Origin of the sequence: Pseudomonas sp. Z18(2022) (assembly GCF_036346535.1) — a bacterium.
Lineage (GTDB): Bacteria > Pseudomonadota > Gammaproteobacteria > Pseudomonadales > Pseudomonadaceae > Aquipseudomonas > Aquipseudomonas yamanorum_A.
Genome location: NZ_JAOTOA010000001.1, coordinates 109,720 through 122,893, shown reverse-complemented (window position 1 = coordinate 122,893; position 13,174 = coordinate 109,720). Strand labels below are relative to the sequence as shown.

Here is a 13,174-nt window from a genome sequence, read left to right as displayed (position 1 = left end):
GGGCTCACACTTGGCGCAGTAGAGAAGGTTATTTCTTTCCTACTTTTCAGCCGTGGAGCCGCCGCCCGGCAATGCATAGGATGAATCATCGCTGAAGGCGCCGGCCTACGCCGGCGCAGCACCAGTCGTCACCCAGTGCGTAGCCGCTGACACAACAATAGGCAACCTTATGACCTCCAGTACCGCCGCATCCATCATTGACCTGAACGTGCTGATGAAGCTTCGATCACAATTGGAGGCGCAAACCACTGCGGACATTCGCTTCGATGCCGCCACACGCGCAGTGTATGCCTCGGAGGCATCCAACTACCGCCAGTTGCCCATCGGCGTTGTAGTGCCCCGGTCCATTGAGGATGTCATTACCGCAATGCGCCTTTGCCGGGAGGCAAACCTGCCACTGCTGCCTCGCGGGGCGGGCACCTCGATGTGTGGCCAATCGGTGAACGCTGCGGTCATCATCGATACGTCAAAATACCTGAACCGCATCATCGATATTGATTCCCAAAAGAGGATTGCCCGCGTAGAGCCAGGCGTTATCTGTGATCAGCTCAAAACCGCCGCGGCCAAACACGGCTTGACCTTCGGTCCGGATCCGGCCACCCACAGCCGCTGTACCTTGGGCGGCATGATCGGCAACAACTCCTGTGGTGCGCATTCGGTCATGGCCGGAAAAACGGTCGAAAACGTGGAACGCCTGGAGATCCTCACTTACGACGGTGAGCGCTTCTGGGTAGGCCCGACAGACGAGGCGCAATATCAGGAGCACCTGGCCGCAGGCGGCAGGCGTGCGGAAATTGTACGTGGGCTCAAGGCACTGGCTGATCAGTACGGCGACGACATTCGCGGGATTTTCCCGACGATCAAGCGCAGGGTCTCGGGTTATAACCTCGATCAATTGTTGCCGGAAAATGGCTTCAACATTGCGCGGGCCCTCGTTGGCGTGGAAGGCACCTGCGTGACGGTACTGCAAGCTGAGACGTTACTGGTCAAGAACCCCACCCATCGCCTGCTGGTCGTGTTTGGCTTCGAGGATATTTTCCTGGCGGCTGACTCTGTACCCCAGTTGCTCCCGCTGGAACCCATCGCCATGGAAGGGCTGGACGATGGCATCATCGGCGGGTTGCTTGAGCGGGGCATGAAGGTCGACGATATTGCAGAGCTTCCGGCGGGAAATGCTTGGCTGATGGTGGAGTTCGGTGCCACCAATGACGCGGATGTACTGGCTGCGGCGACCAGGGCTCGGGATATCGCTGATTCATTGCCAGGGCGTCCCAGTGTGCGATTGGTCACGGATGCGGCGTTGATGAACCGAATCTGGACCATCCGTGAGACCGGTGCATCCGCGACATCCCTGGGGCTCGATCCAAACGAGCCCGATCCGACAGTTGGCTGGGAAGATGCCGCCGTCGAGCCGCATTTGCTGGGCCAGTATTTACGCGAATTTTCCCGGATCGTTGCCAACTACGGCTACAAGACCAACTTGTATGGCCACTTCGGTGACGGCTGTATCCATTCGCGTATCACCTTCGACCTCAAATCCCAAAATGGCATTGATACCTGGCGGGCTTTTCTGGATGAGGCCGCCCATCTGGTAGTGCGCTATGGCGGATCGCTGTCCGGTGAGCATGGCGATGGCCAGGCCAAGGGGGAGTATCTGCACATCATGTACGGCAAAACCATCATGCAGGCACTCGCTGATTTCAAGGCAATCTGGGACCCCCTGAATAAAATGAACCCCGGCAAGCTGATCCACGCCATGCCGGTGGACGCCAACCTGCGCATGGGGCCGGACTACACGCGCAGGGAGGTCAGCAGCCTGTTCACGTACGACGCGCGGCTGGGCGACAAAGGGTTTGCCAGGGAGACCGAGCGGTGCATCGGCATGGGCAAGTGCCGCTCGCCGGAAGGCGGGACGATGTGCCCCAGCTACCGCGCAACCAAAGAAGAGCGTTACTCTACGCGGGGCCGCGCCCGTTTATTTTTCGAATTGCTCAAGGGCGATGTGATCCAGGATGACTGGAACAACAAGGACATCAAGGACTCCCTTGACCTGTGCCTCAGTTGCAAGGGCTGCAAGTCGGATTGCCCGACCAATGTCGACATTGCACGTTATAAAACTGAATTCCTGTATCGACACTACCAGAAGAATTCTCGATCACTGATGGACGCCATGATTGGTCGCATTGGCGAGTGGCTGCCCGTCGCGACGAAGGTCTCACCCGTCCTCAATTACGCCATGGGCAACCCGCTGTTCAGGGCTGCAGGGGCGTTGTTTGGCCTGGCGCCGAGTGTCAAGTTTCCCAGGATCGCGGGCCAGAGTTTCAGGGCAGGCAAGACCGCCAGGCGTTTGCGTGAACATAAGGACGATGTCTCGGCAACGGATGTCCTGCTCTGGGTCGACAGTTTCAATAACGGGTTCACACCGACGGTGCTGGAGGCCGGGGTCGAGGTGCTGGAGAAACTGGGTTTTCGCGTCAAGCTCATGCAGCGGCATATCTGCTGTGGGCGGCCTTACTACGATGTGGGGATGCTCGATCAGGCCAAAGCCAATCTGGAAGCGATCTTGACGCAGTTGGACAAACCGCTGCGCGAAGGTATTTCGATTGTTGTGCTTGAGCCCAGTTGCCTGTCTGTGTTCAGGGATGAAATGCCCGGGCTTTTCCCGGATGACACCCGGGCAAAGCAATTGACTAAATCGTTGGTCACGCTGAGCGAGCTGATTCAAAACCACGCTATTGAATTGCCCAGAATCGAGGAAGACGTTCGCATCCATGGGCATTGCCATCAGAAGTCGTGCGGGGGGCTGAGCGCTGAGCAATCGGTCCTCAAGCAATTGGGTGATAAGGGCGGGATCATCCCGGCAGGCTGTTGCGGGGTCGCCGGAGCCTACGGCTACCACCTGAAAAGTGCGCCCATCGCCAAGATAATCGGTGAACAGGAGTTCAAACCGCACCTGGACAAATTGCCCGAGGACGCCCGAGTGGTGGCTGACGGGTTCAGCTGCAGGGGACAAATACGCAACGTCAGTGGCCGACAACCGATGCACCTGGCGGAGTACCTGGCGATGATTCTGCGCTGAAGCGTCCTATCCCGAATAGGATGCCGTCTTCGCTTATTCACCTGCGGAGTTTGAAGAATTAAAGCCCGCGATTGTTGATTCTATGAGCTGTACCGCATTTGGTTTCTGCGCTGCGGTGCCATCGACTTTGATCGTGCGAGGGCACCTCGTCGTTTACATAGGAAAGACTCGACCATGACTGAGACGAAGCCGACATTTCTAAATAAACACCTGGCGCGCGCTCAACCATCGGCGACTTACGGGATGATCGCTCGCGTGGCGGAACTTAGATCACAGGGCAAGACTATTATTTCGCTCAGTGCAGGTGAACCGGACTTTGATACACCGGCCTCTATCAGCAATGCCGCGATTGACGCGATCAATGCCGGTTTCACAGGTTACACGGCCGTTGCCGGTATGCAGGCACTGCGCGAGGCGGTTGCAAACAAGTTTCGTGTTGAAAATGAGTTGGACGTAGGCTGGAAAGATACGATTGTTGGTAATGGTGGCAAGCACGTTATCTTCAATGCGCTGGCCTGCACGCTGAATGAAGGCGATGAGGTTATTATTCCCGCACCTTACTGGGTCAGCTATCCCGAAATGGTGTGCCTGGGTGGCGCCACGCCTATCATTGTGCCGTGCCCCCCTGACACCGGATTCAAGTTGACGCCGGCCTTGTTGAGGGCAGCTATTACGCCGGCAACGAAGTGGTTGATATTGAATTCACCGTCAAACCCGACCGGTGCGGTGTACAGCAAAGAAGAACTAAAAGCGCTGGCTGAAACCTTGCTGGATTACCCAGGGGTTTTAATCCTGTCCGATGATATCTATGAACACCTGATATTCGACGCCAGGCCGTTTTTTACGCTGGCTCAAGTAGAGTCACGCTTGCAGCCACGCGTATTGACGATGAATGGCGTGTCGAAAGCCTATGCGATGACGGGCTGGAGGATTGGTTTTGCCACTGGGCCCAGGTGGCTGATCGAGGCCATGGAGAAACTCCAGAGTCAGCAGACATCCGGTGCGTGCACCATCTCCCAATATGCGGCATTGGCGGCGCTGAACGGGCCGAAGGATTTCATTGCGCGCTCTCGTGGCGTGTTTGAGCGCCGTCGGGACCTGATGGTGCGGTTGCTCAACGCAACACCTGGTTTGTCGTGCTCATCACCTGCCGGTGCCTTCTATGCGTTTGCCGATTGTGAAGGGTTGCTGGGCAAGATGACGCCGGGTGGTCGGCTTCTGAACACCGATGAAGACGTGGCCTACGCGCTGCTTGAAGAAGCCCATGTAGCCGTCGTACATGGTGCGGCCTTCGGATTGTCACCCTTTATCCGGATCGCTTATGCACTGGACGACGCATCACTTGAGCAAAGCTGTAGCGCTATCGCCAACTTCTGCACATCGCTGAAAGAGTACAGCCACCGATAGGAAGATGACGTGTGAGCGAATTCGCGATCCTCAAGATAACTCAGGGTGAACTAACTAATCGCCACGAGTTGCAACCGGCCCTTTTTCGTCAGGTTATTGAAACATTATTGAAGATGTTGGCGCGTGGGGTAAAACCTGTAGTCGTTATACAGGCTGAACCGGGGGCGGCGATCTATTGCATGGGGGGGGCTCCCGCTGCGCTAATTGAACAAACTCGGCTGATTGCACAGTGGGTCGCGGTGTTCAGTGAGTCCAATATCCTGAGTGCGCAACTGGTGGTGGAACGTTGCCGTGATGGAACTGATCGTCAACTTTTGCACGCACTTTCCACGATAAGAACCCTGGCGGATCTGGGTGTTATCCCTGTGCTTATTCATAACCAACTGACTTGGTTGACCGGTCGAGCCGAGGAGGTGCAGTGGGACATTGCCGAGTGCCTCGCCGATAGATTGCGAGCCACTATTGAAGCGCCGAAACGGGAGCAGGAACAGGTCATGGAACGCGACCATGTCATCGCCTGAGTGAAACCAAGTTCGAATATTTGGAGAACTATAAAACAATAATAGGGTGTCTTCGTGCACCCGGAATTTCACAACCTGCCTAATAAAAAAAACGGTGAATCTATGTCAAAGATACAAACAACCCTCGAGTCCGGAGGACAGGCCGGCTCTTCGCTTGCCCCTGGTCTGAAACAGCGGCATGTCACGATGTTATCGATTGCGGGCGTCATCGGTGCCGGGCTTTTTGTCGGTTCGGGTCATGCCATTGCGGCCGCAGGGCCTGCGGTGCTGCTCTCGTACCTGGCTGCCGGCACGCTCGTGGTGCTGGTCATGAGAATGCTCGGCGAGATGGCCGTAGCGTCGCCGGATACCGGATCTTTTTCAACCTATGCAAATCGCGCCATTGGGCCTTGGGCGGGATTTACCATCGGCTGGCTTTACTGGTGGTTCTGGGTGCTAGTGATTCCCCTTGAAGCCATTGCTGCCGCAGCGATCCTGCACAGTTGGTTTCCTGGTATTGATACGTGGATCTTTGCGCTTTCGATCACCTGCGGGCTCACCCTGACCAATCTCTACAGTGTGGCGCGGTACGGCGAGTTCGAGTTCTGGTTTGCCCTGGCGAAAGTGCTGGCGATCATCGCGTTCATCGTGGTTTGCGCCATCGCACTGGTGGGTGGGCTTCCTAATATTACGGTCAGTGGTATCGGTACACTGATCAACAACAACGGTGGGTTCGCGCCAAATGGATATGCCCCCGTACTGGGGGCCTTGCTCACCACTATGTTCAGCTTCATGGGCACTGAGATCGTCACCATCGCGGCGGCGGAATCTCATAACCCCAGCAAGCAAATTGCGCGGGCCACCAACTCGGTGATCTGGCGTATCGGTTTGTTCTACATCGTCTCGATCTTCATGATTGTGTCGATTGTCCCTTGGAATGATCCGGCCCTGGCTCTTGTGGGCTCGTACCAGCGCGCACTTGAGTATCTGCAAATTCCGAACGCCAAGTTTATTGTCGATATCGTAGTATTGGTCGCTGTTGCCAGCTGTCTCAACTCCGCTATCTACACCGCGTCGCGAATGCTGTTTTCGTTGGCCAAGCGCGGTGAGGCGCCAGCGTTCCTGAAAACGACGACGCTCGCCAAAGTGCCGCGCCAGGCGGTCATTGCAAGTACCGCCATTGGCTGCGTCACTACGATCATCAACTACTTCGCGCCGGAGCGCCTGTTCTCCTTCCTGTTGGCCACCTCCGGCGCGGTTGCGCTGCTGGTTTACCTGGTGATTGCAGTCTCCCAGTTGCGCATGCGTAAGAAACTGATTGCCCATGGGCACCGCATCAGTTTCAGAATGTGGTTGTACCCTGGGCTGACCTGGGCGGTGATTGTGTTCATCGTTGGCGCGCTGGGCGTGATGCTCACTCTGCCGGCGCATCAAGGCGAAGTCCTTGCCACTGCAGGGTTGGCAGCCTTGGTGGTGATTACCGGTCTGCTGGTTAAACGAGGCAGCCCGTCCCAGGCGTGGGTACCTGACCGGGTCGTCCAGGAAGCGCCACGCTAACGCCGTGGTCATATGAAAAAGCCCAGGCCGTTATGGTCTGGGCTTTTTTGTGTGTTGCTGTTCCGTTCCCTAGAGCGTGTCAGCAGCCGTCTTCTCGATCGCATGTTTCAAGATGTCGATGAGCGTATCGACATCGGCCGTGGTGTAGTTCAGCGATGGTGCAAACCCCAGGATGTCGTCGGAGAAGGCTCTGAATACCAAACCTTCTGCAAACGCGCGCTTAAGGACTTTCTGCCCGAATTGCAGAGCAGCCGGAGGCTTTGATTTGCTCTGTTTATCGACCACGAATTCCAAGGCCGCCAACATGCCACGTCCGCGCACTTCACCCACGCAAGCCAATGACTCCAGTTGCTTGAGCTTGCGTTGAAAGTAAGCGCCAACGTCCTGGCCATTCTGCAGAAGACCACCGTCGAGATAGAGGTCGAGCGTTGCGTTCGCGATGGCGGCACTGACCGGGTGTCCTGCGTAGGTTTGACCATGCCCCAATGCTGTTCCGTCACTGCCGGCCGCGGCAATGGCGGTGTAGATTTCCTCGCCAATCAAGGTTGCGCCCATCGGCGCATAACCGGAGGTCAGGCCCTTGGCGAGTGTCATCAAATCCGGGCTGACCCCTTCCGACTCGCAGGCGAACATCGGGCCTGTACGCCCGAACCCGGTGATTACTTCGTCGACGATGAGCAGGATATCCAAGCGATCACACGCGTCACGCATCGCCCTTAAAAAGCCGGTCGGCGGAACGATTACTCCACCTGAACCTTGAATGGGTTCGCAGATGAAGGCCGCAACGTTCTGCGCGCCGATCTCAGCGACTTTGTCTTCCAGCGCCTTGACCATGCTGCGCAGCACCTGGCTCTCGTCCGGGCCTGCTGGATGCCGATAGGTGTAAGGGGAGGGTATGTGATGCTGTTCCTGGGTGGGCACATCGAAATAGCGGTGGAACAAGGGCAATGCGGTCAACCCGCTGCCATTGGACGAAGTGCCGTGGTAGCCGCGCTGCAACCCGATGAACTGCTTCTTTTGCGGCCGGCCAGTGGCATTGAAATAGTAACGAACCAGGCGAATCGCCGTGTCGACTGCATCCGATCCACCCTGGCCGAACACCACCCGATCCAGGCCTTTAGGTGCTATCGCTGCGAGCCGGGCTGCGAGCTGTATGGCCGGCTCGCTGGCGAAATGAAAATAACCCGTGGCGTAGGGCAGCGTCTCCAGCTGTTGCTGGGCCGCCCGCACAATGGATTGCTGCCCATAGCCGGCATTCACGCACCACAAACCGGAGAAGGCATCCTGTACCCGTTTGCCGTGAATATCGGTCAGATGGATACCTTCGGCCGACTTCCATATACAGGGCCCCATCGCTTCGTGTTCCAGCAATGCGGTGACCGGGTGAACCCAATGACGATCCTGGCGCACCAGGCGATCTACGTCGTGCATATAAACTCCAATGACTAATGGATGGATGAGATCAAACAGGCTGTGCACGGGCTTCCAGGTGGGACTTAAGGCCGTTCCGCGTGGAGGGCAGGAAACAACCGGCACAGCAGGGGGAGGGCGCAAATAGAGGTGTTATCGAATAGAGGCCAGTCATTACCGACCCCGTGGCACGGCAGCCGGTAATGCGCCCTTCAAGTGTGGTAAATCAATCCAGCCCGCCTTGGCAGGTGTATTTGATATGCATGTACTCTTCCAGGCCATGGGTGGAGCCCTCGCGGCCATAGCCCGAGTCTTTCACACCACCAAAAGGCGCTGCTTCGGCCGCCAGGGCACCTTCGTTGATCCCTACAATTCCACACTCGAGTGCTTCGGCCACTCGGGTGACTCGGCGCAGGTCTGTCGTGTAGAAGTACGAGGCCAGGCCGAAGGGTGAATCGTTGGCCCACAGCAGCACTTCAGCCTCGGTGGTGAATCGGGTGACCGGCGCGACTGGGCCGAAGGTTTCCTCCTGGAAGCACCTTGAGGACTTATCGACATCGACCAACACAGTCGGCGCATAGTAGGTATCACTCACGCAGTCCTTCGACTGGATTCGCTTGCCGCCGGTTGCCACTCGCGCCCCGCGACTGACGGCATCCGCCACATGACTCTCGATTTTTTCAATGGCTTTGGCATTGATCATCGGGCCAATCTGCGAAGCGGGGTTTGTCGCAGGGCCAACTACCAGCGCGGCAACGCGTGTAGTCAGTTTGTCTACGAACGCGTCGTAAACGCCGTCCTGCACATAAATGCGATTGGGGCATACGCAGGTCTGACCGCCGTTTCGGAACTTGGCAACCATCAGGCCCTCGATGGCGTCATCAATCACGGCATCATCAAAGACGATGAAGGGGGCGTTGCCGCCCAATTCCAATGACAGCTTTTTAAGGGTATCGGCAGACGCCCGCGCCAGGTGCTTACCGACCGGAGTGGAGCCGGTGAAGGTAATCTTGCGAACCCTCGGGTCATTCAACCAGACATCAGCGACTTCCTTGGATTTCGACGTCACAACGATGTTCAAGACGCCAGGAGGAACGCCGGCCAATTCGGCCAGCTTGACCAGTGCCAGCGACGTCAAAGGGGTTTCTGCCGCAGGTTTGCACACCACCGTACAGCCTGCTGCCAAGGCTGGCGCGATTTTGCGAGCGATCATCGCAGCAGGGAAATTCCAGGGGGTGATCGCCGCGATGACGCCCACGGGCTCTTTATGCGCAGCCATACGCCGTCCGGTCGCTGGAGAAGGGATGATCTCTCCATTGGAACGTGTCGCCTCCTCGGCGAACCACTCAACGTAACTGGCCGCGTAAGCGACCTCTCCTACACCTTCTGCCAGCGGCTTGCCCTGTTCCGAGGAAATGATTTTCCCCAGGTCCTGGGCGTTCGCCAGGATCAAGTCGTTCCAACGCTTGAGGATGTTGGCACGTTGTTTCGCAGGAACCCTTTTCCAGTTCGTGAACGCCGCCGCCGCCGCGTCGACGGCAGCCTTGGCGTCAACTTCATCACTGTCGGGAACAGTGGCGTACACGTCGCCCGTGGCCGGGTTGATTACCGGCAGTATGTTCTTGCTGCGGGCATCGCACCATGCGCCGTCGATGAAGTTCATCTGGAGCAATAATTCGGTATTTTCAAGAGCGAAAGACATGTTACCTCCATAACATAATGACAGTTCAATCGCGCCGTATAGCGTGCTTGATACTGCGAGAAAAAGTCGCTACGGCGCAGGCCGACCATTTCGGATACACCAGTTTTCGCGGGGCGATTCAATCAAACTGATAAAAATATCAATCTCGTGTATGCCTAAGGCGCCGAGGCGTTTGATGATCTCTTGGTACAGCATTTGTTTGGCGACATCTGTACGCCCGGAAAACAGTTGGATCGTAATAAGGGTAAAGTTCTTCGAGCTGTCTGGCGGCGTAAAAAATTGCTTAGGGTTGTGTTCGACATAACGCAACTGCCGATCTGAGGCGGGCGCATTGAATGCATTTAGCTGCGCCTCATAGATCGCCTGCAACAACTGCTCTATTTCATCATCGGTATGTTTGCGACAGGTTTCGATTAAGGTTAATGGCATGGCAAACCTCCAAGTCGACTCATCTTTAGAGTAAAGAGCGCGGTGAATTCGAACTACAAATACGGCATAGGAAAGAACGGCAGTTCTCTCCTATGACAGGCAGTAAGGGAGGGGCTACTGATACAGCATTGCGCTTATATCCAGGTCTGGTGTACGACCCCCGATGAGGTCGGCAGTCACCTTCCCGCTGCCGCAGGACATGGTCCACCCTTGGGAGCCATGACCTGTATTGAGGAAAAGGTTGCTGATCGGTGTTGCACCAAATAGCGGGTTGCCGTCCGGTGTGGCGGGGCGCAGGCCGCACCACAGTTCTGCCTTGCTGTAATCGCCAATGGTTGGGAACAGGTCTTTTGCGGCCTGTGTCATGTAGCGAAAGTCGTCGCGCGAAATGCTCATGTCATAGCCGCTGAACTCCGCTGTTGCGGTCAGGCGCAAGCGATCTCCCAGTACGGAAAATGCCAAAAGATTATCTTCGTCGAGCCCGCCCATCGTCGGGGCTTCTTCGGGCCGCTCGATAGGAACAGTCATGGAGTAGCCTTTGACGGGGAATACATCAATGTTTACGCCGTGCTTGCGCAATAGAATGGATGAGTAAGACCCCATGGCGACGACAATAGCGTCTGCAGCGATCAACCCCTTAGACGTGCTGACTGCGCGCACTTTTCTGTTGTCGATATCAAGGCCCAGTACTTGGGTGTTGAACATGAACTTGACGCCACGTTCCGCACACACGCGAGCTAATTCGGCCGTGAACAGCCGGGCGTCGCCCGTTCCATCAGACGGTACGTAAACGCCTCCCACCAGTTTATCGGCGACAGGTTTGAGTGCGGGCTCAAGCTCAGCGACACGCGCTCCGGACACCACCTCAATGTTCAATCCTGCTTGTTCCAGAAAGCGCATTTGGCGCAAGCCTTCTTCCATCGAATGGTGCGTTCGATAGACATACAGAAGGCCCTTATCGATGTGATGGAACTCGATTTGGGTATCGCTCACCACCTCTTTCATGACCGCCTGAGAATAGGCGGCCAATCTCAGGCGGGTGGCTGCGTGCTTATCTGCACGCGCTCTTGGGCATTCGCAGAGAAACTTGATGAGCCAGGACCACAGTCTTGGGTCGATCTTGGGCGCAATGCGCAACGCCTGGTCATTTCGGAAAAAAGATTTGAGCATGATGCGTGGCGCCGCCGGACTAGCCCACGGGTACGAGTGACCCTGGCAAAGCAGGCTTCCGTTGGCAAAGCTTGTCTCCATGGCCGGCGCGGACTGGCGATCAATCACAGTGACTTCATGACCGTCCCGGGCCAAATAGTAAGCTGAAGGAATCCCGGCAAGACCTGCACCCAGCACCAACACTTTCATAATCAGACCTTTTGAATATAAACATCGTTATCGTTTGGCCGTGACGAAGTAGTCCCTGGCTCATTGCATGTACTGCCTGGCAATAGTCACCCGCTGCACTGCCACTTGATTATGAGCATCGGCTTATTATTTTTTATTCGAAACATCACTCGTAACGATGCAAATTCTCTTTTCAATGAAGCATTAAAGTTATTTTTTAAAAGGCGCTGGCTTAGTCTGTGTTGACGACTAACGGAGGCTATGTCATGAAGGTTGTATTGGTTGATTGTACGCACGAGCTTAACGCGCTGTTTGAGACAGGTCGCTTGGTTATTCCGGAGGGGACTTATATACATGTCGGTGAGCCGACTGCTGCGGATGTCCTTGCGTTGTGTCAAACCGCCGAGGTCATGCTGGTTGAACACACTGTGATCACGGCACAGACGCTGGCTGCATGCCCTCATCTAAAAGCGATCGTTTTCATGGGCACGGGCGCCGGCACATACCTTCCACTGGAATGGGCGAAGGCCAACAACATTGCCGTGAGTACCACACCTGGATATGGCAGTACGGCAGTCGCTGAGCATGCCATGGCGTTGACGTTTGCTGCGGCGCGCAAGTTAGGGCCAATGGTAAAGGACATGGTTCGCGGCGTTTGGCGACCACGGGGCGGCATGCAGCTTAAAGGTCGCAAGGTCGCAGTGATTGGTTTCGGAGAGGTCGGCCGCTGCTACGCCGAAATGGCAAGTGCGCTGGGCATGTGTGTTTCAGTGTGGAATCGTACGCCGGTGGATACAGCCCATTTTGAGCCGGACTTAGAGCGGGTGCTTACCGGGGCAGAGGTCGTGTCACTGCACGTGGCACTTAATGATCAGACCGCAGGCTTTCTCAATAGCGCGCGCCTGCGCTTGCTTAACCCGGGAGCACTGTTAATCAACACCGCTCGCGCCGGGTTGATCAATCAGGACGACCTTGCTCAAGCGCTGCACTCAGGTCATGTCGGGCACGCCGCGCTAGACGTCTACTGGCAAGAGCCGATTGGGGCGAATGACCTATGGTGTGACAGAGAAGATGTAACCTTGACCCCGCATGCCGCCTATATGACCGAAGATGCCTACATAGAGCTGTGGAAGCGCACGGTGAGCGCTATGGGCGCTTACGCGCATCGGTAGCATTGTCAGGCATTTCTGGACTACAGAAGTGCCTGTAAATCGACACCTTCCCTGCGAAATACTGTTTTAGTCACAAAGAACGTATGAAATCGTGCAACGCCGCAATCGCTTTGCAATAGCTCATCCATGATGGCTTGATATTCAACCACGCTTTTGCAAGTGAACTTCAATACATAGTCTATTTTACCGGTCACCATGTAGCATTCCTGCACCTCGGGATACTTGCCAATGGCGACTTCGAATCGCTGAAAGCTCTCTTTACGATGCTGGTCCAGTTCGATTTCAGAATAGATAGTCAGTGAGTCGGCTATCTTTGCGATGTTCAGGGTTGCGGAATATCGCAAGATGTAGCCACTTTTTTCCAGGCGTTTGACCCGGATGTAGCACGGGCTCGGCGAAAGGTTGACTCTTTCAGCCAGGGCCGCATTGGTCAATGAGCTGTCCTTCTGCAGTTGGGCAAGAATGGAAATATCTATGCGGTCAAGCCTGTTTAGATCGTGCATCTCCATTCGCCTCTCTAATGAACACCACTCTCGGCGTATGCTGCAATGCAAAAGTCGCCAACCGAGGCGACTTTTGC

At 56.0% G+C, this 13,174-nt stretch carries 10 protein-coding genes; 5 read left to right on the top strand and 5 right to left on the bottom strand.

Annotated elements, in window-relative coordinates:
- The first annotated feature begins 169 nt into the window (after positions 1-169).
- The 4 genes from V3W39_RS00515 (at position 170) to gabP (ending at position 6,543) form a co-directional block, all read left to right on the top strand.
- Complete coding sequence (locus V3W39_RS00515) at positions 170-3,079, top strand: FAD-binding and (Fe-S)-binding domain-containing protein (RefSeq protein WP_330211919.1); 2,910 nt, start codon at positions 170-172, stop codon at positions 3,077-3,079.
- Positions 3,080-3,253: 174 nt separating this feature from the next.
- Entirely contained in the window at positions 3,254-4,486 is a 1,233-nt protein-coding gene (locus V3W39_RS00510; RefSeq protein WP_152748506.1) for a pyridoxal phosphate-dependent aminotransferase, read from the top strand.
- Positions 4,487-4,497: 11 nt separating this feature from the next.
- On the top strand, positions 4,498-5,007 hold the full coding sequence (locus V3W39_RS00505) for a hypothetical protein (RefSeq protein WP_152748507.1): 510 nt from the start codon (positions 4,498-4,500) through the stop codon (positions 5,005-5,007).
- 102 nt (positions 5,008-5,109) lie between these two features.
- On the top strand, positions 5,110-6,543 hold the full coding sequence (gene gabP, locus V3W39_RS00500) for a GABA permease (RefSeq protein WP_152748527.1): 1,434 nt from the start codon (positions 5,110-5,112) through the stop codon (positions 6,541-6,543).
- A 69-nt stretch (positions 6,544-6,612) separates the two neighbouring features.
- Here gabP and V3W39_RS00495 read toward each other — a convergent pair whose 3' ends face one another.
- From V3W39_RS00495 to V3W39_RS00480, 4 genes are all read right to left on the bottom strand, one after another.
- Positions 6,613-7,974, bottom strand: a complete 1,362-nt coding sequence (locus tag V3W39_RS00495) for an aminotransferase class III-fold pyridoxal phosphate-dependent enzyme (protein ID WP_152748508.1) — start codon at positions 7,972-7,974, stop codon at positions 6,613-6,615.
- Positions 7,975-8,179: 205 nt separating this feature from the next.
- Positions 8,180-9,655: an NAD-dependent succinate-semialdehyde dehydrogenase gene (locus V3W39_RS00490; protein ID WP_152748509.1), complete on the bottom strand. Its 1,476-nt coding sequence runs from the start codon at positions 9,653-9,655 to the stop codon at positions 8,180-8,182.
- 69 nt (positions 9,656-9,724) lie between these two features.
- Positions 9,725-10,084 (bottom strand): tautomerase family protein, encoded by a 360-nt coding sequence (locus tag V3W39_RS00485; protein WP_152748510.1) that lies wholly within the window; start codon positions 10,082-10,084, stop codon positions 9,725-9,727.
- 114 nt (positions 10,085-10,198) lie between these two features.
- Positions 10,199-11,443 (bottom strand): D-amino acid dehydrogenase, encoded by a 1,245-nt coding sequence (locus V3W39_RS00480; protein ID WP_152748511.1) that lies wholly within the window; start codon positions 11,441-11,443, stop codon positions 10,199-10,201.
- A gap of 245 nt (positions 11,444-11,688) precedes the next feature.
- On the opposite strand from V3W39_RS00480, the gene V3W39_RS00475 reads away from it, so the two are divergent.
- Positions 11,689-12,594: a D-isomer specific 2-hydroxyacid dehydrogenase family protein gene (locus V3W39_RS00475; RefSeq protein WP_330211918.1), complete on the top strand. Its 906-nt coding sequence runs from the start codon at positions 11,689-11,691 to the stop codon at positions 12,592-12,594.
- 20 nt (positions 12,595-12,614) lie between these two features.
- On the opposite strand, the gene V3W39_RS00470 is transcribed toward V3W39_RS00475, so the two are convergent.
- Entirely contained in the window at positions 12,615-13,097 is a 483-nt protein-coding gene (locus V3W39_RS00470) for an Lrp/AsnC family transcriptional regulator (protein ID WP_152748513.1), read from the bottom strand.
- Positions 13,098-13,174 lie beyond the last annotated feature (77 nt).